The sequence below is a fragment of the Rhizobium mesoamericanum STM3625 genome (assembly GCF_000312665.1).
Classification (GTDB): Bacteria; Pseudomonadota; Alphaproteobacteria; order Rhizobiales; family Rhizobiaceae; genus Rhizobium; species Rhizobium mesoamericanum.
Map to the genome: position 1 here is coordinate 216329 of NZ_HF536778.1, position 21188 is coordinate 237516.

General features: G+C 58.5%; 20 protein-coding genes and 1 pseudogene. 5 read left to right on the forward strand and 16 right to left on the reverse strand.

Features of this window, described 5'->3' with window-relative positions:
- A partial coding sequence (gene ligD / locus BN77_RS29675; protein ID WP_040679099.1) for a non-homologous end-joining DNA ligase occupies nucleotides 1-998 on the forward strand: 998 nt, incomplete at its 5' end.
- Nucleotides 999-1088: 90 nt separating this feature from the next.
- Here the strand turns inward: ligD and BN77_RS29680 are convergent.
- The 15 genes and pseudogenes from BN77_RS29680 to BN77_RS29755 form a co-directional block, all read right to left on the reverse strand.
- Nucleotides 1089-1781 (reverse strand): YjjG family noncanonical pyrimidine nucleotidase, encoded by a 693-nt coding sequence (locus BN77_RS29680; protein WP_007539290.1) that lies wholly within the window; start codon nucleotides 1779-1781, stop codon nucleotides 1089-1091.
- 161 nt (nucleotides 1782-1942) lie between these two features.
- Complete coding sequence (locus BN77_RS29685; protein WP_040679102.1) at nucleotides 1943-2140, reverse strand: helix-turn-helix domain-containing protein; 198 nt, start codon at nucleotides 2138-2140, stop codon at nucleotides 1943-1945.
- 222 nt (nucleotides 2141-2362) lie between these two features.
- A pseudogene (locus tag BN77_RS29690) lies at nucleotides 2363-3727 on the reverse strand (Glu/Leu/Phe/Val family dehydrogenase).
- A 248-nt stretch (nucleotides 3728-3975) separates the two neighbouring features.
- Complete coding sequence (gene proC, locus BN77_RS29695) at nucleotides 3976-4773, reverse strand: pyrroline-5-carboxylate reductase (RefSeq protein ID WP_007539292.1); 798 nt, start codon at nucleotides 4771-4773, stop codon at nucleotides 3976-3978.
- A gap of 20 nt (nucleotides 4774-4793) precedes the next feature.
- Nucleotides 4794-5573: an ABC transporter ATP-binding protein gene (locus tag BN77_RS29700; protein ID WP_007539293.1), complete on the reverse strand. Its 780-nt coding sequence runs from the start codon at nucleotides 5571-5573 to the stop codon at nucleotides 4794-4796.
- Nucleotides 5574-5583: 10 nt separating this feature from the next.
- A complete protein-coding gene (locus tag BN77_RS29705; protein ID WP_028748624.1) occupies nucleotides 5584-6300 on the reverse strand; it encodes an ABC transporter permease in 717 nt (238 codons plus the stop codon).
- 2 nt (nucleotides 6301-6302) lie between these two features.
- Nucleotides 6303-7025, reverse strand: a complete 723-nt coding sequence (locus tag BN77_RS29710) for an ABC transporter permease (RefSeq protein ID WP_007539295.1) — start codon at nucleotides 7023-7025, stop codon at nucleotides 6303-6305.
- A 52-nt stretch (nucleotides 7026-7077) separates the two neighbouring features.
- Nucleotides 7078-7893: a transporter substrate-binding domain-containing protein gene (locus tag BN77_RS29715; RefSeq protein WP_425280272.1), complete on the reverse strand. Its 816-nt coding sequence runs from the start codon at nucleotides 7891-7893 to the stop codon at nucleotides 7078-7080.
- Between the two features lie 427 nt (nucleotides 7894-8320).
- Nucleotides 8321-8764 carry a GNAT family N-acetyltransferase gene (locus BN77_RS29725; protein ID WP_007539298.1) on the reverse strand — a complete coding sequence of 148 codons (444 nt, stop codon included), beginning with the start codon at nucleotides 8762-8764 and terminating at the stop codon, nucleotides 8321-8323.
- A gap of 301 nt (nucleotides 8765-9065) precedes the next feature.
- Nucleotides 9066-9824: a cyclase family protein gene (locus BN77_RS29730; RefSeq protein WP_007539299.1), complete on the reverse strand. Its 759-nt coding sequence runs from the start codon at nucleotides 9822-9824 to the stop codon at nucleotides 9066-9068.
- Nucleotides 9821-10993: an ABC transporter substrate-binding protein gene (locus BN77_RS29735; protein ID WP_007539300.1), complete on the reverse strand. Its 1173-nt coding sequence runs from the start codon at nucleotides 10991-10993 to the stop codon at nucleotides 9821-9823. The genes BN77_RS29730 and BN77_RS29735 overlap by 4 nt, the downstream gene beginning before the upstream one ends.
- Before the next feature lie 21 nt (nucleotides 10994-11014).
- Entirely contained in the window at nucleotides 11015-12022 is a 1008-nt protein-coding gene (locus tag BN77_RS29740) for a branched-chain amino acid ABC transporter permease (RefSeq protein ID WP_007539302.1), read from the reverse strand.
- Nucleotides 12022-12921 (reverse strand): branched-chain amino acid ABC transporter permease, encoded by a 900-nt coding sequence (locus BN77_RS29745; RefSeq protein ID WP_007539304.1) that lies wholly within the window; start codon nucleotides 12919-12921, stop codon nucleotides 12022-12024. The genes BN77_RS29740 and BN77_RS29745 overlap by 1 nt, the downstream gene beginning before the upstream one ends.
- Nucleotides 12918-13649: an ABC transporter ATP-binding protein gene (locus tag BN77_RS29750; protein ID WP_007539306.1), complete on the reverse strand. Its 732-nt coding sequence runs from the start codon at nucleotides 13647-13649 to the stop codon at nucleotides 12918-12920. The genes BN77_RS29745 and BN77_RS29750 overlap by 4 nt, the downstream gene beginning before the upstream one ends.
- Nucleotides 13642-14424, reverse strand: coding sequence for an ABC transporter ATP-binding protein (locus BN77_RS29755; RefSeq protein ID WP_007539308.1), 783 nt, complete (start codon nucleotides 14422-14424; stop codon nucleotides 13642-13644). Before BN77_RS29755 ends, BN77_RS29750 begins: the two co-directional genes overlap by 8 nt.
- A gap of 250 nt (nucleotides 14425-14674) precedes the next feature.
- Here BN77_RS29755 and BN77_RS29760 point away from each other — a divergent pair, with 250 nt between their 5' ends.
- The 4 genes from BN77_RS29760 to BN77_RS29775 are packed head-to-tail and all read left to right on the forward strand — an operon-like array spanning nucleotide 14675 to nucleotide 19316.
- Nucleotides 14675-16171, forward strand: coding sequence for an aldehyde dehydrogenase (locus BN77_RS29760; RefSeq protein WP_007539313.1), 1497 nt, complete (start codon nucleotides 14675-14677; stop codon nucleotides 16169-16171).
- Entirely contained in the window at nucleotides 16156-17400 is a 1245-nt protein-coding gene (locus tag BN77_RS29765) for a M20 family metallo-hydrolase (RefSeq protein WP_081593643.1), read from the forward strand. Before BN77_RS29760 ends, BN77_RS29765 begins: the two co-directional genes overlap by 16 nt.
- A gap of 18 nt (nucleotides 17401-17418) precedes the next feature.
- Nucleotides 17419-18000, forward strand: a complete 582-nt coding sequence (locus tag BN77_RS29770) for a cupin domain-containing protein (RefSeq protein WP_007539317.1) — start codon at nucleotides 17419-17421, stop codon at nucleotides 17998-18000.
- A gap of 59 nt (nucleotides 18001-18059) precedes the next feature.
- Complete coding sequence (locus BN77_RS29775; protein WP_007539319.1) at nucleotides 18060-19316, forward strand: cysteine desulfurase-like protein; 1257 nt, start codon at nucleotides 18060-18062, stop codon at nucleotides 19314-19316.
- Nucleotides 19317-19998: 682 nt separating this feature from the next.
- On the opposite strand, the gene BN77_RS29780 is transcribed toward BN77_RS29775, so the two are convergent.
- Nucleotides 19999-21153: an amidohydrolase gene (locus BN77_RS29780; protein WP_007539321.1), complete on the reverse strand. Its 1155-nt coding sequence runs from the start codon at nucleotides 21151-21153 to the stop codon at nucleotides 19999-20001.
- Nucleotides 21154-21188: the final 35 nt, after the last annotated feature.

Sequence of the window (21188 nt, forward strand, 5' to 3'; positions counted from 1 at the left end):
AACCAAGCCTGCCCTTCGATCCGATGCCCGAGCGCATCGGGCCGTGCTTGGCGCTTCTGAAGCCGACACCACCGAAGGGAGCCGACTGGCTGTTCGAGGTGAAATGGGACGGATACCGTCTGGCGCTCCATATCGATCGGAAGGGTGTGAAGGACATCACGCGCGGCGGGCACGACTGGACGCACCGCTTTCCGGGGATTGTCGATGCGGCGCGTGCACTTGGGGTGAACAGCGCTATTATTGACGGCGAAGCCGTCGTCCTTGACGATCAGGGCCGCTCCGACTTCGGGGCGCTGCAGCGCTCGCTTGGCGGCCGCGGCGGCAAGAAGGCGTCAGGCGAGGCAATCCTCTATGCGTTCGACCTTCTCTATCTTGACGGCCACGACTTGACCGGCACCGAGCTTTCGGTGCGGCGGCATCTGCTGGAAGATCTGATTTCACCGACGAGCGAGGGCGCGGTTCGCCTGTCGCAGGAGATGGCGGTGGACGGCGATGTCTTGCTGGAGCACGCATGTCGGGCGGGGCTTGAAGGCATCATCGCCAAGCATCGCGACCGCCCTTATCGCTCCGGGCGCACCGGCGATTGGCTGAAGATCAAGTGCATCCAAAGCGAGAGCTTCATGGTCGTCGGCTATGAACAGTCGGCTTCGGCGCGCGGCAGCATCGGCAGCCTGCTCCTTGCGGCACGGAACGGATATGACTGGACCTATGTCGGCTCCGTCAGCACTGGCTTCAACACTAGAGATGCCGAGTACCTGCGCAAGACCCTCGACAAGCTGAAGACGGCGAGGCCGGTCGTGCCTCTCAAAGGCAAGAACTTCGTCTTTGCCCAGCCGGCCCTGATCGCCGAAATCGAGTTCCGCGGCTGGACCCATGACGGCAACCTTCGTCATGCCTCCTACAAGGGTTTGCGGGAAGTCCAGGACAATGCGGCCGTCTTCGACATTGCCGATCGGCCGGCGCCGAACGAGCAGGGCGCTCGATCGTTTTCCGGGTAGCCCAATCAAGCTCGGACAGTCGCGGAGAACATTTCTGCTTGCCTCAGGCAGATTCCATCGTTCGAACCTTCGCTTGGCGGCGGGCCGGCTCTATCCGCCGGCAAGTCGATCGACAATTTCGACGAGCCGTGCGACCTCAATCGTCGGTACCGCCGAACTCCGGTTCTCTGCGCGGAGAGGATTAAACCAGCAGCTTTCGATGCCGAATTGGTTCGCCCCAAGAATGTCCGCATCCAGTCGGTCACCGACTATTATTGCTTCTTGCTTGTCGAAAGTCCGGAACCTGCTCGCCGCGTGTTCAAAGAAGCGAATGTCCGGTTTGGCAAAGCCGCACTTCTCCGAAGTCGCGACGAAGCTGAGCCAGGGCGCAAGGCCTGAGTTTGCGGTGCGCTTCGCCTGGACTGCCTCAATCCCGTTTGTGATGATGCCGACCTCGCCTACCGCTGCTAGTTTCGCGCAGACGTCGGCCGCGCCCTCCACCAGCACGACAGTTTCAGGCAGGAATTGCAGATAGAGTGCGCTGGCGGTTTCCGGATCGGCATCTATGCGATGCCGCACGAAAATCCGCCGGAACCGCTCGACCTTCAAAGTTTCCTTTCGGACGGTTCCCTTCTCGAACTCCGACCAGAGCAGCATGTTTTCCCTCTGATAGTCGGCAAACAATGGCTCGCCTTCGCCGTCGATGCCCAAGCTCGACAAGGCCCGGCTAAAAGACAGCCGCTCCGACGCCTTGAAATCGAGCAGCGTATCGTCGAGATCGAAGAGAAAGTGCCGATATTTCATCTTAAATCCAAAACGGATGCATGAACTGCTCTCCAGAATAGAGGCTACAGAGGGTATATCGTCGTATTCAAAACCTGCAATCGTGATTTCTATCTCTCACTTGCATCATTGGAGGCTCCCTTGCATCGGTCGGGTGCTGTCGTGGTCATGACAGCGAGCGTTTAATTGGCTGAGTTCATCATCTTGACGATTGCATCATCGAGCGAGGTCGCGCCAAGGCGCTGGAGCGCTCGATCCAGGCATGATTGGATTTCCCCCTCAGCCTTGCCTTCAAGCATGGCGATCTCCGGCACGCTCCAGCAGAGTAATACCCAGCGAAGGCACGATCTCTCCATGGGCGATAGTTTCAACGTCGTCATGAACGCTCGCCAGATTAGGTGTCTGGGAGCCAACGTGGCACCCAGGTCTCGGGGTCAACGCTCGGTCATGCTCACCGCAATTTAAAGAGCATCTTCAGTGTCGGCAACGAGATGCAGCGCGGGCGACTTTGCGTTCGCCCGGTCTCCTGCGCGAGCTTCAGGCCAGCGCTCACTTCGTCGGGGGAATTGCAGTTCCCTCACCTCTCGTGCCGACCGCGAAACTCAAATACCAATTGCCTTGTAGGCTTCTGCGATGCGGTTCAACGCGATCCGATAGGCGGCCGTCCGCAAATCCTTGATGTCGGGAAAATCGCGCAGTGTCCTCGACATATTCTCGTAAGCGCCGCGCATGACATCATCCAGACCGGAGCATACCAAGTCGATCTCAGATCCGCCCTCAAGGAATTCGTCTCGCATCTCCTCCGGGAAAGCTTTTCCAGTCATTGTCTCCAGGGCTTGTGTGATCTGATGATTTCGGCGCTCCCGGCGCCGGCGCTCCACGAGACCGAACGGGATGTGCGTCAGGTTTTTGACCCACTCGAAATAGGATACAATGACGCCCCCGCGTTCACGAAAAGATCGGGGAGGACGACAATACCCTTCTCCAACAGCACCTTTTCGGCGGCGAACGCGACGGGGCCATTGGCGGCTTCAGCAATCAACCTGGCGCGAATACGGCCAACGTTTGAGGGCGTGATTGCGTTTTCCATGGCCGCCGGAATGAGGATGTCGCACTCTACTTCGAGGCCGCGGGTGCTGTCGGGATGGCTGTCGGCGCCGACAAACCAAGAATGCTACCGGTTTCCAACTGGTGGCTCTTCACCGCCGCAACGTCCAGTCCCTTATCATTCCGGAGATAGCCGTCGCGCTCTACGATGCAAACGATCTTGGCCCCGTCGTTCTCGCTGAGGAACTTCGCAGCATGGAACCCCACATTGCCAAAGCCCTGGACGGCCACCGTCATCTTCGCGAGGTCACGGTTTCCTCCGATGCCATTGCTGTAGGGATCTCGCAGATAACAATGAATGGCATATTGCACACTTCGCCCGGTGGCTTCGGTGCGACCCTCGATACCGCCATGAGACAGCGGTTTTCCGGTGACGCATGCGGCGCGTTGACGATGTCCGATGGCCCGGTCCGTTTGTGCTCGTCCGCCATCCACGCCATTTCCCGCTCACCCGTACCAACATCCGGTGCGGGCACGTTTCGCCCTGCCGAAATAAGGCTGCACTTTGCGAGCTCCTGTGTAAATCTGCGGGTTATGCGCTCGAGTTCGTGGACTTCCCAATCCTTGGGATTGATCTTCAGCGCTCCTTTCGAGCCACCGAAGGGAACGTCCACCAACGAGCATTTGAGGCTCATCAGCGCCGCCAACGTCTCCACCTCTTCTTGGTTCGACGCAAGATCATAGCGGATGCCACCCTTTGCAGGCTCAACGTGCTCGCTGTGGACGGAGCGCCAGCCCGTGAAGGAATACATTCGCCCCCTTAGCCAAACGCCGAAGCGAACCGTATAGGTGGAATTGCAAGCCTTTATGCGCTCTGCAAGTCCCTCTGGAACCGGCAACTGCGCGAGTGCGCGGTCCATATACGCTTCGACGCTGTCGAGAAACGAGAATTGTTAATCTTCAGACGTCGCAATTTTCACTGCCGTATTCAATTTTCATTCTCCTCGCGGAAATAAGCTGTTGCAAGTTGAGCGCGGTGCCGCCTGGGCCTCGCCAATCTTGAGCCCTCGCCGCGGGCATAAGCGCTCCGGCGAGGCCGTGGCATGGGGGCAATTTCAACCTGATCTGCCTATGGCCATCTTCTCGGACCCGCGCCAGGCATCCTGATTTACCGAAGCTCGATCGCGCGCTGTTCTGCTGCCCTAACGCATTGATCGAGCAGCGCAGGGAGCCCTTTTGGCCCTTCAAGTACCGAGAGGCCCGCCTCTGTCGTTCCTTTGGGACTGGTTACGGCCCGCTTCAGATCAATCGCGCTGCGTTGATCGCGCTCGAGCATCCGACCAGCGCCCACGACGGTCTGCCGAGCGAGTGCCGCCGCCAGTTCGGCCGGCAAGCCGATCTCCACAGCAGCCGCCTCGAGGTGTTGCGTGAAGGCAAACACATATCCAGGTCCGCTGCCGGCAACGGCCGTGACTTTATCGATGTCGTGTTCGTCAGAGACCCAGTGGAAGCGCCCAACGGCTTCAAAGACGCGTTCGACGCGCTCTAAAACCTCCCCATCTACCAGGTTATCCGCATATCCCACGGTCATCCCCGCCCCTACTGAAGCGGGAAGATTGGGCATCACGCGGATCAGCCTTGCGTGTTGGCCCGCAACCTCTCTCATCGTTGCCAGGCTGACGCCAGCGGCAATGGAAACCATCGGCGCCTCAGCAAGGCTGGCCTGACAAGTCTGCAATGCGTCGCCGATGTAGTTCGGTTTGACGCCGAGGATGATAAGGTCAAAGCGCCGCTTCATTAATTGGGCAAGGTCTGAGAACACCTGCACCCGGCTGCCTGGCGGCAGAAGCGATTTCGCGCGCTGTGCGTCAGGATCGACCGCGACGACATCTTCGTGCCCGTTTTGATCGACGCCGGAGGCGATGGCTGCGCCCATATTGCCGCAGCCGAGGACTAGAACGCTCATGAGGATGTCCTTTGCAGATGTTAGTGGGCGCTTGAGGCGATGAACTGCTTGAAACGTTCGGAGCGCGTATTGCCAAACAATTCGTCCGGGGTGCCGTCGGCTTCGACTTCACCTTTATGGAGGAACAGCACGCGATTGGACACGTTGCGGGCAAAGGCCATCTCATGGGTGACGACGAGCATGGTTCGGCCTTCCTCAGCCAGCCCACGCATCACCTTGAGGACTTCACCCACCAATTCAGGATCAAGGGCGGAGGTAGGCTCGTCAAACAACATGACTTTCGGGTTCATGGCCAAGGCACGGGCAATCGCCGCGCGTTGCTGCTGCCCGCCCGACAAGTGGCTTGGGTAGTAGTTGCGCCGTTCCGCGAGGCCCACTTTCTCCAAGAGCTCCTCAGCCTGAGCAACGCATTCGCTTCGCGGCCTTCGGAGAACGTGAACAGGCGCCTCGATGATGTTTTCAAGAACTGTCATATGGGACCAGAGATTAAAGCTCTGGAAAACCATGCCAAGTTCCGCGCGGATCGCGTCGACCTGGCGACGGTCAGCCGGCTCGCTACTTCCATCCCGTTTGGTCTTCATGAGGATCGTATGGCCACCGACCGTAATCGTCCCGGTGCTTGGGGTCTCAAGCATGTTTATGCAGCGCATAAACGTGCTCTTCCCCGATCCGCTTGATCCGAGGATCGAGATCACGTCACCTTGATGAGCCTCGAGCGAGATGCCTTTGAGAACCTCGTGCGAACCGAAAGATTTTCGGAGATCCTTTACGATCAATGCTGCATTTCTGTTCTGTGTCATTGGTTTTCCATCAAAGAGCTTGAACTGTCTCAACGCCGGTGGGTCGAGCCCGCAAGTGCGGAGACAGACGCCGCTCGAGCATCCCGAGCGCTTGGACCAAGAGGAAGTTCAAGAGGAGATATATGGCCGCCGCACACAAGAAAATTTCAAAGGTGCGGTATGTCGAGCTGATCATCTTGTTTGCAATTCCGGTGACCTCCCAAACCGTCACCAGACTGGCCAATGAAGTCGACTTCATCATAGAAACAAGTTCGGTTGAGTAAGCCGGTAGACAATGACGAAATGCGATCGGTCCGACTATGCGCCGGAAGAGGAGGAACCCGGACATGCCGTAGGCCTTGCCCGCTTCGACCTCCTTGGGGGGCACCGCGCGCAGTCCCCCGCGGAAAACTTCGGCAGTATAACCCGCCGTACACAATGCCAACGAGATACAAGCGCAGTAGAATGGCTCCCTAAGAATGGGCCATACCACGCTGTGGCGGACGATCGGAAATTGTCCGAGCCCGTAATAGAGCAGGAACATCTGCATCAAAAGCGGTGATCCACGGAATACGAATATATAGGATCGTGCGAAGCCGCGAGCGGCAGCGTTGTTGCTGACACGCAGGTAGGTCAGCAGTAGCGCCAGGAGGCCTCCGGCGGTGACCGAGATCGCGAAAAGGGCGACAGTCACAGGCAGCACCTCGAGAAGGGCCTGCATAACCTGCTCAAGAAAGACGAGATCCATGTTCACGCCTCTTCCGTGCGAGGCGTAAAGGCCTTGTCTGTCGCGCTTTCAGCTTTTTCAACAACTTGGTTCGATACTGCTGTCAACATCAGGTACAGCGCCGCCCCCGCTACATAAAAAAGGAAGTATTCACGCGTCGTGCGGGCAGCAACGTCGGTGGTCCTCATGATTTCCGCCAGGCCGGTGACCGAGACCAGTGCCGAATCCTTAAGGCTCATCTGCCAAACGTTGTTGAGGCCTGGCAGGGAAAAGCGCATGACTTGCGGTATCAGGATCCTGCGTAGCCTCAGCAGGCGCGGCATGCCGATGGCAACGGCTGCTTCGATTTCACCCTTCGAGACGGCGAGGTAGGCGCCCCTGTAGACCTCGGCCTGATACGCAGCACAGATCAGGCCCACGCCAAATGCGCCGGCAACGAACGGCGGGATCCCGACAAAGCCTGCACCGCCGCTCATATGGAATATGCCGCTAAGAAGTGAGGACCCGCCAAAATAGCAGAGATAGATGATCAATAGTTCCGGCACACCGCGAAAGACGACGGTGTAGCACTCGCCCAACAGGCTTGCGGGCAGTGATCGCGAGAGCTTGGCCCAGGCGATCAGCGCGCCAAGGACTGCCCCGATGATCAGCGATGCAAGCGTCACAGCAAGCGTCATGATGGCCGCTTGAAGCAGCAAACCGCCCCAGCCGCCCTTGCCAAATCCAAGCAAGAATAGGTCGCTCATTTACAGTTTCCGTAGATTTGGCCACGCAAGGGCAGCTGAAGCGTGATCCGAGTTACGGGCTCACGTCGCGTTTGAACCACTTCTGAGCCAGCGTCTTGACGGTGCCATCGGCCAATGCCGCTTGAATTGCGCCGTCGAATTTAGCTTTGAGGTCCGCGTCATCTGTGCGGAATGCCAAGGCCTGCCCGCCGCCCCAAATGGGTCCACCAACTTCGGGGCCTGAAAAAGCTAGATCTGCATTGTCAGGCTTCGCCAAGGCGGATCCGAAATAGGTCGCATCATCGAATGCCACGTCAATTCGACCGGCCGTCAAGTCAAGATCGTGCTCAGGGGGCGTCTTGTATTCCCGAATATCGGCCACATCCCCGAATTTCTTGTGAATGAAGTCGGAGTACACCGTTGATATTTGCACGCCGATCGTCTTGCCGGTCAGTGCTTTGCGAAGCCGGGAAATGACCGCCTCTGCGTCGCTGTCTCCCTTGCCCGCATCATCAAGCTTCAGCACGGTTTTCAGATCGGGTAGTTCATTCAGGGAACCCGTTTTGTTTACGACAAATGCCGCGGGCGTGTTGGCGTAGGGTATCGAGAAAGCCACCTGCTTCTTTCTCTCAGGTGTAATGTTTACACCATCCATAATGACGTCGAACTTCCCGGCCTGCAGACCCGTGAACATGCCATCCCAATCATTGGCAATGAGTTTGCAGTTGAGCTTCGCTTTTCCGCAAAGATAATTTGCAAGTTCGGGTTCGAACCCATCAAGCGTTCCATCAGACCGCGTCAGATTCCATGGTTCGTACGCTCCCTCCAGGGCAATCGTCACCGTGCGACCTTCGTCGGCCGCAGCCAGATAAGAATTGAGTAGCGTCATCGCGAGTGCCAGCGTGGTGGCCTTCGCTATTCCGATCGTGCGCTTCATCATCGAACCTCCCTGAGCTCTGCCTGGCCTCCCGCCACGGCATGGCGCAAACCCAAATGGTCTGCGCGATCAAAGCTATTTAGAGATCGGTCGCTTTCGAGAATATCCTCCTCAAGGAGGACAAAGGAGAGGCCTAACCCAGACGCAACCGGCTCGATCCTCTTCGCTATATTTCTGATTTTGAAAGCACCATGCTGCTGCCACGCCATCATCGGACGCAGTGCTGTGCCTGGGACCATTGCAGGGTTGTTCCCTGACAAACGGGTTATATCCAGTAACGCCCGATGAGGCGCCGCGAGGGTACGGCGGCGGAGTTGGCGCACGCATTCCGAAGAGGAATCGCATGGGGGCGGAAGGCCCGACCGACGGAGAACGCCCCTCAGCCGATCGGCAAACGATACCGAACGTTGCCATCCTCTCTGACGTAGCTATCGTAGAGCCGGCGCGCATGCGCGTTGTCCCGCCGGGCGTGCCAGTAAAACTCTGAGCATCCCGATTCCTTTGCGGTGCCAAGCAGATCGTCGAGCATTGCTCGCCCCAGGCCTTTGCCGCGGTGGCTCTCGGAAATGAAAAGATCTTCGAGGTAGCACACTGGCCGAACCTGCCAGCTTGAGGTCTGAAACTGAATGAGAGCGAAACCTGCTAGCTCGTCGTCGACTTCCAAAACCCTGATCCGTCTCGGAACCAACGGGTTGATTGCCGTTTCCCAGGTGTTTGTGGTCGTCTCCTCCTCCAACTGGACCTGATAAAAATCCAAATAACCTGCCCAAAGCATTCGCCAGGCACTGTAGTCGGCGGGGAGAGCATCTCGGATCGACGGCATGAACGTCCTTTTTCGATATGACTGCATTTGCAGACCGACTATTTCATGCGCGATGCAGAACCCAATCCTCCCCGAGTGGGACAAGCTTTGCCGGACACGCGCTGTTCGGTGTCAGATGACCTTCAAAGATCCCGGCGTCGCCCAGCGCCAGCGAGGCTGCCGAGCGCCGCCAGAAGGAGCTAAGGCCAACCAGGATGTCGCTTACGTGGGCGCAGCCTCATAGACGCCCGGCACGTCGCCTCATCAGCGAGCGGCCAAGACGCTTGCGCACCCCGGAGATCGGAGGGCAATTCCCGCCGTTTCAGCGGGGAACAATTGCTATGGCTCGTGCTGGGAATCCGGACCCGCCTTTCGGCTTTGGCCAAGACGCCATAATGAGGGCACCTGCCTCCGGCACCTGGTCTAAATTTCGCAATAATTCGATCTGCCACGCATTCTGTTGCAGCACAAACAGCTCGAGGCTGCTGTCGCCTCTGGAGACGGCCAGACCCGGATCGGTGTCGATTTGCTCGTGGCCGATCGCCGTTATCCGGCGTTCAAGGAGCAGGATTTCCAAAACGGATTTGGACCAGCCCGGCGTGTGCGAGATACCTTCCTGATCCAGGTTCGCAAATTTTTCGGCGTCCGGCCATCTGGTATGCCAATCCGTCCTGAGTGCCACAAAGCAACCCGAAGGTATTTGGCCATGCCGCTCTTCCCATTCAGTCAGATCCTCCACCGTCGGGGTGGCATCAGGATCTCGTCCGACCCTTTCGGAAATATCGATGACGACGAGCGGCAGGAGCATCTCTGAAACCGGAAGCTCATCGATTGTGCGTCCGCCTTTAACGAAATGGACAGGCGGGTCGACATGCGTCCCCCACTGACCGACGAAGCTATAGCGATGGGCTTGTGCGATATCGCCTCTGTCGAAATCCATCACGAGCCTTCTCTCTTCATCGGGGAAGCTTGAAAACCTCGGCTGACCCGGACCGAACGCATGGGTCAGGTCTACGAAGTCAGCCGAGGAGATCACCTCCCGATACATATCCCACAAAGGGTGTCGGGAGGGACGGGTCATGGTGCCGGCACGAACGAAGGGGCTTCTTCCGAAGCAAGGTAGAGCTTGCCATTCTTCACGCCGATGACGGTCACGGACTTCTCCGGCACTGGATTGCCGTCCTTGTAGGTGATCGTACCGGTGACACCTTCAAGGCCAGCAGTCGTCTTGATGGCCTCGTGGATTTTTGCCGGGTCGTCACTGCCGGCGCGCTTGATGGCGTCCGCCATCAGCTTCATGGCATCGTAGCCGAGAGCTGCGAAGGTGTTCTCCGGAGCACGCCCGTACGCTTTCTTGTATGCTTCCATGAACGCGGCGACTTTCGGCGAAGCGCCCTCACCAATGAAGCTGTGCGTCGTGAAATAGGTGTTGTTGGCAGCCGGACCACCCATCTCCAAGAGAAGCGGCGTGTCGTAGCCGTCACCGCCGACGACAGGGATATCGACCCCGGCTTGGCGCAGTTGCTTGAGGATAAGGCCGATGTCGTCGCCTCCAGCCGAGATGAAAATGAAATCCGGCTTCTCACCCAGGGCTTTGATTTTCGTCACCTGGGCGGTAAAGTTCTTGTCGCCGGTTTTGTAGGTATCCGTTCCCAGCAGCTTGCCGCCACCGTTCTCATAGGCTTTCGTAAAGTATTCGGCGAGCAGGGTCGTATACTCCATACCCATGTCGGTGATCAGGTACCCCTTCTTGGCATTGAGCTTCTCGAGCGCGAACTCCGCTCCGACCGCCGCCTGGACGTTATCCCCAAAGCAGGCCAGGAAAACCTGCGTGCCGACCTGCAGGGGAAGCTTCGGCGACGTAGCGCCAGGCGTGATCAAAGGAATTTTTGCGGCTTCGATCTGAGGAGCCGCCGCCAACACGCTGTCCGGATCGGCAAAACCGATAAACGCTTTGACTTTATCGCTCTCGATCATCTGGCTCGTGACCGTCGAGATCGTCGCAGTGTCGCTCTTGGTGTCATAGGTAACAAGGTCGATCGGGCGGCCAAGAACACCACCGGCGGCGTTGATCTCCGACACCGCGAGCTTCGCGCCGTTCAACATGGGTCCGTCAAATGAAGCCTCGATCCCCGTGATATTGGCCGGAAATCCGATCTTGATCGCATCGGCGGCGGAGGCTGTGGTCGCGAGCATCATCGCGGCCATCATTCCGAGAGTGAGCGTGGCACGCCTGGAAAGGCTTGGCATAGTGTTACCCCTTTTGCTTGGTTATTGCCGAGCTTTTGAACCGAGAGTGAACTCCCGGTCGCCCATGATCCCCTTCGGCCTGAAGATCATGACAACTATGAAGATGAATCCGAGGATGATCTGGCTCGCGCCGAAAACGGCCGGGACTTCGAAGGCACCAAGTGTGAAGCCCCTCTCCACGGACCGTAGGACTTCTGTGATCAGCGATATGCAAACGACGCCGATCAGGGCCCCTGAGAGCGACCCCATTCCGCCAAGGACCAACATCGCAACGATGTTCATTGTCATCGCAAAGTAGAACGTCTTCGGCGAAAACGAACCGAGGTAGTGCGCAAAGATCGATCCGCCGACGCCTGCAAAGAATGCACCCACCACAAAGGCGGTCAGACGCGTTCGCAATACGCTTATTCCGACTGCGCTGGCGGCGAGCTGGTCGTCCCGGACCGACTTCATCGCTCGTCCGAAGGGCGAATGAACAAGACGCCATAGGATATAGAAGGTGATGGCGAGCCACCCCACCGCCCACATCAAATTGGCGTCGACGGGCACCCCTGTGAACGTGCGGGCTCCGCGCGTGAAGTCGCTTGCATTGATCAGCACGACATTCACGATAATGAGAAAACCCATCGTGGCGACGGACACAAAGTTACCCGACAGTCGCATGAGCGGAAATCCGACGATAACCGCGAGAGCTGCCGCGATCAGTCCAGCCACAATGGTGGCTGGGAAAAACCCGAGATGCATTTGGGCGATCAAGAAAGGAAGGTTGGGGAGCAGCGCCGACTTCTGCTGAACGGAAAGGGAGAGAATGCCCGAAGCGTAAGCCCCGACCGCAATGAAACCAACGTGACCGAGAGAAAAAACCCCGGTAAAGCCATTGGTCAGCGCAAGCGAAAGCACGAAGATGCCGTTGAGCGCCATAAGAAGGCATATCCGGCTGACATAGTCGCTGGCTATTGCAGGCAGAAGCCATGCTGCCGAGATGGCGAGCGCGATGAGGGCGACGCCGATTGCGTGTGACTTCAACATCAGAGCTTGATCTCGCGATTGGGTTGGAGAAGGCCGCCGGGCCTGAACAGCAGGAAAGCGATGAGCAACGCGAAGACGATCGCGTCCCTGTAGGGCGACACGGACGAAGGCAGGAAAGCGACGATCAGAATTTCCAAGGCACCCAACATGTACCCGCCCACTAGGGCGCCGGCGATCGAGCCGAAACCGCCGATGATCGCTGCCACAAAGGCTTTCAGCAGCGGAGTAAAGCCCATCTGGGGATCGACCGCCCCCGCCTGAGCTGCCCACAAGACCCCGGCCAGCCCGGCATAGGCCGAGGCGAGCAGGAAGGCGATGACAATCAGCTTATTGACGTTGAGGCCCACAAGCTGCGCGGCATCCGCATCCTCAGCGGCGGCACGCATTCCCAGTCCCGCGGTGGTACGCGTGGTGAACCAGCCAAGCAGCACCAGCGAGCCTGCCGAAACCGCGATCGTCAACAGGGTAATGTTCGTGAGGGTGATGCCCCCTGTGAGCTGCCACGACCCATCGAGCCACGTTGGTATCGGAAAGTTGCGCGGCGACGAACTGAAGATGACAATACCCACATTCTCGAGAATGTATGTCACCGCGAGACTTGTCAGCAGACGCGCAACATCCGGCGCTTTGCGGATGGGTCGATAGGCGATGCGTTCAATGAGGATGCCCAGGACTGAGGCGACAGCGACGCCTATGACGATTGCCGGAATGAATGGAACGCCTGCAGCGATGGAGAGAACGGCTCCGAAGGCTCCGACCATCATGACGTCCCCATGGGCGAAATTGGTCAGACGCATGATCCCGAATATGATCGAAAGCCCGACTGCGACGAGGGCGTAGAGGCTGCCGAGGCTTACCGCATTCAGGAGCTGTTGAAGCACATAGTCCCAGAAATTCATTGTGATGCTCCCAAGTAGGCCTGAGCGACACGGTCGCCTACCCGAAGATCGGACGCTTCGTCGGTAAGCACGACCTGACCATTTCGAAGCACGTATGCGCGATCCGCCAGGTCCAGAGCCAGAGCCGTGTTCTGTTCGACCAGAAGCATCGTCATGCCGCGCCGCTTTAGCTCTCGAAGGGCTTCGAAAATATGCCGGACAAGGAGCGGTGCGACGCCGAGGGACGGCTCATCGAGAAGCAGAAGCCGTGGTGAGGCCATCAATGCCCGTGCCAAAGCCACTTGTTGCTGTTCTCCGCCCGAGAGGGTTCCTGCAAGTTGCGACATGCGCTGCTTGATGATCGGAAACAGCGTGAACATGTTGTCAAGATCTGCCGCGACTTGATGAGCGTCAGACCTTGTACTGGCTCCCAGGCGCAGATTGTCGGCGACGCTCAAGCCGCCAAAAAGCCGCCTTCCCTCGGGGCTCTGGGAAATGCCCAGCTTGACGATTTTCTCAGGAGTGAGGCCGAGAATACTCGTCCCTTCGAACGTCACGGCGCCGGATGACGGCCTTGTGAGACCGGATACCGTTCTTAAAGTGGTTGTCTTGCCCGCGCCATTGGAGCCCAACAAGGCTACGACCTCCCCATGCCCCACGCTGAGCGTGACCCCCTTTAACGCGCGCACGGCGCCGAATGAGACGGTGAGATTCGAGATTTCCAGCAGAGTGCCCGCATTGCTATTCATGGCCGAGATAGGCCTCCCTCACCCGCGGGTGCGCGCGCACTTCCTGTGGTGTTCCGACGCAGATAACCTCTCCTGCAGCCAGCACCTGGATGCGCTCGCAGAGATTCATGATCAGGTCCATGTCGTGCTCGACCACGACGACCGTGACGCCTCGACTGTCCCGGATACGTCTGATCAGGTCGGCGAGCTGTTTGGTCTCTGCGGAATCAAGGCCCGCGGCGGGCTCGTCGAGCAGAAGGATGTCAGGGGCGGTCGCCAGCGCTCTGGCGATCTCGAGCCGTCGCTGATCGCCGTAGGGAAGTTCGCAAGCGAGCCGGTCGGCTTGGTGTGACAGCCCCACCAAGGAGAGAAGTTCCTCCGCCTGGCGGGTTGCCGCCTCCTGCGTCCCAAAATATCGCCTGGTGAGGAGAACGGCTTCGAAGATGTTCGTCTGGTGCCTCAGATGAGCTGCGGCCCTGACATTTTCCCGCACCGTCAGAGATACGAATAGCCGGGAGCCTTGAAAGGTCCGCGCCAGGCCTTTTGCGACCACTGCGGATGGTCGCAAACCGCTGATGCGGTCGTGCCTGAAAAACACCTCTCCCGCGGTGGGTTTGGAAAAGCCGGTGATGCAGTTGAACAGCGTGCTCTTTCCCGACCCGTTCGGCCCGATGACGCCGACAATCTCGCCTTTGCGCAAATCGATCTGGTGATCGCGAAGAGCGATCAATCCTCGGAAGCTTTTGGTGAGCCCTCTGGTTCTAAGCAAAATTTCGTCGCTCGACGCGTCGACCATTCCGCAGCCCCTCCTCTTGTTTCTCCGCATAAGGCAAGACTATTTCCAAATAGTCAAGTACCTATCCTATGGTGAATTTACGCGAGCAACATCGGAGCCAATGTCGCCCAGATACATTCGGCCAGCCATATTAAATACCTTCTTTTCAATGTTTTATCATAAATCACTCTGAATTCTGGACAGGAAAGTCACTTGACATGGTCTCTTCGTGACAATAGCACTAGGCGAGAATGAAGGAGGACCTCGGCCCATGAGTGTTGTCTCGCACTCCAATGATTTTTGGCACGATGCGGCAAAATCCGTTCGAATCCCCACCCGCGCCTTCGTCGACGGGAAGCATGTAGATCCGGCGGGCGGGAAGACCTTTGACGCCGTAAACCCCGCCACGGGGAAAATACTGGCCGCTGTCGGCGCCTATGATGCCTCCGATGTCGACGCCGCGGTCCGGTCGGCGCGCAAGGCCTTCGACAAGGGTGACTGGTCGCGTTGCGATCCCGCCGAGCGCGGCCGTGTGCTGGTGCGCTTGGCGGACCTGATCATGCAGCACCGCGAAGAGCTGGCGCTCCTCGAAACCATGAATATGGGTAAGCTGATAACGGACTCGATCAAACTGGACGTGCCGAGCGCGGCCGCTGTGTTTCGCTGGTACGGGGAAGCTGTCGACAAGCTTGTGGACGAGGTGATCCCGACTGGCGAAAACCGACTGGCGATGGTGACCCGCGAGCCCGTCGGTGTCGTCGGCGCTGTCGTTCCGTGGAACTTTCCACTGAAAATGGCTGCATGGAAATGCGCGCCGTCGCTGGCGGCGGGCAACAGCGTCATTCTAAAGCCCGCCGAACAATCGCCGCTGAGTGCCTTGCGACTGGCAGAACTTGCTGCGGACGCTGGTATTCCCCCGGGCGTGTTCAACGTCCTCCCAGGCCTGGGAGCGGATGCGGGACGGGCAATCGGACTTCATCCTGACGTCGACTGTGTTGCCTTTACGGGCTCCACCGAGGTCGGAAAGATGTTCCTTGGCTATTCCTCCCAATCGAACATGAAGCGGGTTTGGCTGGAATGCGGCGGAAAGAGCGCCAACATCGTCTTCCCGGCCGTGGCCGACATCGGAGCGGCTGCGTCCGCCGCGGCCCTTGGAATCTACTTCAATCAGGGCGAAGTATGTTCGGCGACCTCCAGGCTCTACGTTCACGCGTCAATCCATGACGAGTTTGGTGAAAGGCTGAAGGGCGAAGTTTCGAAATTTCAGCCCGGCGACCCGCTCGACCCCGCATCAGGAATGGGCGCGCTCGTCAGCGAGGAGCATCTCGAAAAAGTCAGTGGCTATATCGATCTCGGGAAAAAGAGCGCGACGCTGGTTGCAGGAGGCGACAGAGCGTTGACCGGCAGCGGAGGCTATTTCATCGAGCCGACAATCTTCACCAATGTGGAGCCTGGTTCGACGCTATCGCAGGACGAGATATTCGGCCCGGTTCTGGCCGTCACCCGGTTCGAAAGCGAAGACGAGGCGGTCGGGTATGCAAACGCCTCCATTTACGGCTTGGGCGCCTCGGTCTGGACAAACGACCTTTCGCAGGCGCACCGCGTTGCCCGGCGCCTTCATGCGGGGAGCGTCAGCGTCAACCTTGTCGACAACGTTGACGTCAGGACTCCGTTCGGCGGCGTGAAGCAATCGGGGACCGGGCGAGACCTATCGCTTCATGCCTTCGACAAATACACCGAGTTGAAAACGACGTGGATCGCCCTTTGACGCACAGCGCTGCCACTCTCACGAATTCGAGCCGGCTTTGGAGCTCGATCATGCGCATTGCGGAAATCGGCGCGATTGAAGGAAACGGCAGCTGCCGCCTCTCCCTGACCGACGAAGACAAAGAGGCGCGCGATCTCTTCCGCTTCTGGGTGACCGCGGCCGGATGCGAGGTGCGTGTCGACAACTTCGGCAACATTTATGCGATCCGCCCCGGCGCTCGCGATGATCTGCCCGCGGTGCTGATTGGAAGCCACCTTGACACCCAGCCCCATGGCGGTCGCTTCGACGGTGTGCTTGGGGTCATGGCAGGACTTGAAATCGTCCGGGCGCTGAACGACGCCGGGATTGAAACCGAGGCGCCAATCGCCATCGTCAATTGGACCAACGAGGAAGGCGTTCGCTTCAAACCTGGGCTAACGGGATCGTGCGGTTTCGTCGGCGCCTTGCCAGGTGGCGACGAGAGTTCGATCTCCAGTTCCGACGGTAGCCGATACTACGCCGAACTCGCACGCATCGGATATGCGGGGCAGGATCGCCCTCCGCAAATATCGACCTATTTCGAGATGCACATCGAACAAGGCCCCGTGCTGGAGAACGCCGGCGCAACGATCGGCATCGTGGAAGGTGTCCAGGGAGTCCGATGGTTTGAAATTGATTTTCTTGGCCAGGACGCTCATGCCGGGACGACCCCCATGAACAATCGCCGGGACAGCTTTCTCGCGGCGTCACGATACGCCTTGGGCTTTCTCGAACGAGCTATGGACATCGACCCTGATGTTCGGGTCACATTCGGCCGTGTCGAAGTCGAGCCGAATTCCACCAACACCATACCCGGTCGCACGCGGCTGGTGCTCGATCTGCGTCATATCGACGAACACGTTCTCGACAGGGTCGAGCGGCTCATGGCCGATCAGGGCGAGCCGCTCAAGAAGCTGGGTTTCGGGTTCTCCATCAACCGCATCATGAACGTTCGACCTGCTTCGTTTAATCGCGACCTTAAAGACGCGGTCGAGAAAGTGGCGTCTTCCCTGTCGATGCCATCGTTGCGCCTCCCCAGCGGTGCGATGCACGACGCCAGCAACCTCGCGGCCGTCGTGCCCTCCGCGATGATTTTCATCCCCTCGCGAAACGGCATCAGCCACAACCCACTTGAGTGGTCCGAGCCCATGCATGTAGGGGATGGGTGCGAAGTACTGTGCCGTGCGGTCTTAGAGGCCGCCAAGGCTTAGAGGGGAAAAGGCCGGACCATGCAAAACCAGGATCAGTCACTCAAGATCGGCGCGAAGCTCAGGCACGCCCGTCTGCTTATGGGCATCAGCCTAGCGGAGCTTGGCGAAAAGATCGGTGTGACGGAAGGCTATCTCTCGAAGCTCGAAAACGATCGCTCGCAAGCCTCGATGGCGACGCTTCACAAATTGGTTCAAGCCCTCGGTACGAACATGAGCGAGTTGTTCGCGACACCTGCGGAGGATCACGGGCCGGTGCTTGTCGTACGCCAGAACGAGAGGGCCCGGCTTGTTACAGGCCATCGACGCGCCGGAAACCAGGTTACCCTCGAAAAACTTGTCCCAAGCGGCCCGGGATATCTTCTGCAGATCAATATCCATGTCGTGGCGGCCGGAGGCGGGAGTTCGGAACCCATCAGCCATATGGGGCAGGAGTTCGGCTACGTCTTGGCTGGAACCCTGGAGCTGACAGTCGACGGTCATCCAGTCCTCCTCCATGAGGGAGATTCCTTCTATTTCGAGTCCCCGCTTCCCCATTCCTACCAGAACCTGGGCGACGGTGAAGCGAGGATTCTGTGGGTCAACACTCCGCCAACTTTCTGATCAGAGCCCGCCTTTGACGTCGTCACTGCGGGTCTATCAACCGCCAAGGAACCTAAAGAATGAACTATGACGTTGAATCGGTTAGACGGAATTTTCCCGGGCTCCAACGCAAGAAACACGATCGGCAGGCAGTTTTCCTTGATAATCCCGCGGGGACGCAGGTCGCCGCCTCGGTGATCGAACGCATGACCGATATGATGATCAATGCGAACGGAAACCTTGGGGGCTTTTTCGACACGTCGCTTGAAGCGGCCTCAAGGGTCGAGGCTGCACACCGGGCGGCGGAGGCCTTCGTCAATGCCTACGAAGAAGGCGAGGTCTTTTTCGGCCAAAGCGCCACCGCCCTCACCTTTGCCATGTCGCGCAGCATAGGCTCGCTGTTGAGCGCCGGCGACGAGATAATACTCTCGCGCATGGATCACGACGCGAACGTCGCTCCGTGGCTGATGCTTGCAGAGGACCTGAACTTGAGCGTCAAGTGGCTGGATTTCTCAACCGAAACCTATGAATTTGATCCGGACGACCTCGTCAAGCTGATCAGCGACAAAACCAGGCTGGTCGCAGTCGGATACGCAAGCAACATCACCGGCACAATAAACAACGTCCAAGCGCTTGCGCAGATCGCGCACCGTGCCGACGCACTTGTCTACGTGGATGCCGTGCAATACGCGCCTCATGGATTGATAGATGTCCAGCGGCTCGGCTGCGATTTCCTCGTGTGCTCCGCCTATAAGTTTTTCGGTCCGCACTATGCCCTTCTTTGGGGCCGCAGATCCGTCCTCGACCGGGTGAGACCCTATAAGGTACGCGCAGCGTCCGATACGTTGCCATGGCGATTTACCAACGGTACGACGAACCGGGAGCAGTTGGCTGGGGTCCATGCCGCTATTGACTACATAGCGGCGCTCGGCGACGAATTCGCAGGCACCACATCCGCGTCCGGTCTCCGCGCACGTCTGGACGGTGGCTATAAGGCCATGAAACATCATGACGATCTGTTGGCTCTCAAGCTGATCGACGGGCTTCGAGCGCACAACAGAGTTCGGGTGTTGGGGATCAGTGATGCCAGAAGCCTCGATCGCCGCGTATCGACTGTAACCTTTGTGGCGGAAGGGGTTCCATCGGCCGACATTGCTCGCCACTTGGCTTCGAAGGGTATTCATGTTTGGAGCGGCCACAATTATGGGCTGGAAGCAAATCTTCGGCTCGGCATCCTCGATTCGGGCGGCGGCGTGCGTATCGGCCCAGTGCACTACAATACTCTCGAAGAGATCGACCGCACTCTGACAGAGATCTCGGGAATCCTGTCCCGCTAGCTGTTTCGGATCCGCAAGGGAAAGTGCGAGCCGGGGGCAACGGTGATGAACTACCCGGCCATGTTCAAACGCGAACGGGGCCGGTCTTCCATGCCGCGGATTGCCCCACAGTCAAGAATTGGACGCCGGGTTACCATCACGCTGCGCTTCCAAAACGACAGGATCAGCAAATCGGCAAGGCCGCCAGTTGTCAGCGCAACCGCGCCGTGCCGTGAGCGCCGTCACCGGCTCCTCTCGGGGCGCGGGCTGCCAGACGATACGGCCCCGGTAACTCCGCGTCGAGGTGATCTGCGATGGGAGGTCGCTTCCTTGCATCCTGACAACGTTCGGCCGTTAGGAGAACGGAGCGTCGGGCGCTAACCGCATCTACCGCTGGAAACAAGCCGGGCCGTGGAAAAGTTGCCGAACTGCGGAGACACTCCCCCACCTGTTAGCGTTTGCGAAGCTCTCTGTTCTTTTATTCGCGCCATCGCCGACCGGCCTGACAAAGCGATTTCCTGTTCCGCTCGTCGCCCAAATAGCAGCTATCGGCTGTTTGGCGGCACTATCGCCCAACCGATCGTTCGGTCGTGAGATGAAGGGTATGTGTAGACGCAATTGCGACAGCCGCCGCACATTGAACCGCTAGTTTATGATGGCGCTGGGTCAAGGCAAATTTGTCCCGGCCCAGCCCCAATTTCAATCAGCCAAGGATGTTGCGAACTGTTCGCATGAAAACTCCCGCCCCAATACCGATCAGGGGATCCGGATAGTCGAAGTCTGGGTTGTGAAGACCAGGGTGATTAACTCCGGCGCCAAGAAAGAACATCGCCGATGGCGCAACGCGTCCGAACACTCCGAAGTCCTCTCCGGCTCGCATGGGCAATATTCCATTGCCATCATCGAAGCTCACGCCTTCATCCGTCATGGCTTTTCTCAGTTCGGCAACAGCCTGGGGCGCATTGCTGCTTTGGGGGAATACGTCTTGGTATTCTATGCTTACAGTTAGGCCGGCCGCTTCAGCTTCAAGGTGAACGAGCCTTTCAGCAGCTGTGACCAGCTCCGCCATCGCGTCATCAGAAAGGGCTCGGAGTGTCGCCCAAACCTCGGCATATCCAGGGCTGATTCCGAAGGCGCGTTCGCCCAATCTGGCATAGGTAATTGTCACCTGCAGGAAATGCTCATCTACGGTCATGCCGCGGCCCAAGGCCGTGAGCCCCTCAAGCAGCCTTGCAACAGCGAATGTCGGTGCTGTTCCCTCCTCTGGCGAAGACGCATGGGCGGTCTTTCCGGTCAATGCGATCTTCAATCCTCGGGACGCGCAGTTGATGGGACCCTCCCTCAATGCGCTATGCCCAAGAGGAAGTCCTGGGAAATTGTGAAGCGAGAAGACCAGGTCTGGTCTGATCGCAGCAAACTTCGCGTCCGCGACGACCGCCGCCGCGCCGACGCCATTCTCCTCCGATGGTTGGAACATCAGGACCACTCTTCCGCGCGAAGGGCGCCTTTCGCCAAGTCCCTTGGCGAGCGCAATGAGAGTGGCCGTGTGTCCATCGTGGCCACAAAGATGGCCCTTGCCGGGAACCTCGGATCGGTAGGGAAGGTCGGAGATTTCGTCTATCGGCAATGCGTCGAGCTCGGAGCGGAACATCAGGCTTGGCCCATCTTCCCTGCCTGAAAAGATCGCCGCAACACCATGCCCGCCGATCCCGGTTAAAACCTCGTCCGCGCCAACGGCGCGAAGCGCATCGATGACTGCGCTTGCCGTCTCGACTTCTTCGCCAGAAGTCTCCGGGCGGCGATGGAGGCTATGTCTGAACGTTGTAATTTCAGCAAGTTGCTCGCTCGTCAGAAACAACTCTGGACTCCTTGGAAATAGTTAATCGAGCGCCA

What these genes read in the sequence shown, in the direction of transcription:
- BN77_RS29770 (WP_007539317.1), top strand. Translation starts at nt 17,419, where the DNA reads ATGCAAAACCAGGATCAGTCACTCAAGATCGGCGCGAAGCTCAGGCAC.
- BN77_RS29740 (WP_007539302.1), bottom strand. Translation starts at nt 12,022, where the DNA reads ATGTTGAAGTCACACGCAATCGGCGTCGCCCTCATCGCGCTCGCCATC.
- BN77_RS29775 (WP_007539319.1), top strand. Translation starts at nt 18,060, where the DNA reads ATGAACTATGACGTTGAATCGGTTAGACGGAATTTTCCCGGGCTCCAA.
- BN77_RS29750 (WP_007539306.1), bottom strand. Translation starts at nt 13,649, where the DNA reads ATGAATAGCAATGCGGGCACTCTGCTGGAAATCTCGAATCTCACCGTC.
- BN77_RS29710 (WP_007539295.1), bottom strand. Translation starts at nt 7,025, where the DNA reads ATGAGCGACCTATTCTTGCTTGGATTTGGCAAGGGCGGCTGGGGCGGT.
- BN77_RS29730 (WP_007539299.1), bottom strand. Translation starts at nt 9,824, where the DNA reads ATGACCCGTCCCTCCCGACACCCTTTGTGGGATATGTATCGGGAGGTG.
- BN77_RS29745 (WP_007539304.1), bottom strand. Translation starts at nt 12,921, where the DNA reads ATGAATTTCTGGGACTATGTGCTTCAACAGCTCCTGAATGCGGTAAGC.
- BN77_RS29755 (WP_007539308.1), bottom strand. Translation starts at nt 14,424, where the DNA reads ATGGTCGACGCGTCGAGCGACGAAATTTTGCTTAGAACCAGAGGGCTC.
- BN77_RS29705 (WP_028748624.1), bottom strand. Translation starts at nt 6,300, where the DNA reads ATGGATCTCGTCTTTCTTGAGCAGGTTATGCAGGCCCTTCTCGAGGTG.
- BN77_RS29735 (WP_007539300.1), bottom strand. Translation starts at nt 10,993, where the DNA reads ATGCCAAGCCTTTCCAGGCGTGCCACGCTCACTCTCGGAATGATGGCC.
- proC (WP_007539292.1), bottom strand. Translation starts at nt 4,773, where the DNA reads ATGAGCGTTCTAGTCCTCGGCTGCGGCAATATGGGCGCAGCCATCGCC.
- BN77_RS29715 (WP_425280272.1), bottom strand. Translation starts at nt 7,893, where the DNA reads ATGACGCTACTCAATTCTTATCTGGCTGCGGCCGACGAAGGTCGCACG.
- BN77_RS29680 (WP_007539290.1), bottom strand. Translation starts at nt 1,781, where the DNA reads ATGAAATATCGGCACTTTCTCTTCGATCTCGACGATACGCTGCTCGAT.
- BN77_RS29685 (WP_040679102.1), bottom strand. Translation starts at nt 2,140, where the DNA reads ATGACGACGTTGAAACTATCGCCCATGGAGAGATCGTGCCTTCGCTGG.
- BN77_RS29725 (WP_007539298.1), bottom strand. Translation starts at nt 8,764, where the DNA reads ATGCCGTCGATCCGAGATGCTCTCCCCGCCGACTACAGTGCCTGGCGA.
- BN77_RS29700 (WP_007539293.1), bottom strand. Translation starts at nt 5,573, where the DNA reads ATGACACAGAACAGAAATGCAGCATTGATCGTAAAGGATCTCCGAAAA.
- BN77_RS29760 (WP_007539313.1), top strand. Translation starts at nt 14,675, where the DNA reads ATGAGTGTTGTCTCGCACTCCAATGATTTTTGGCACGATGCGGCAAAA.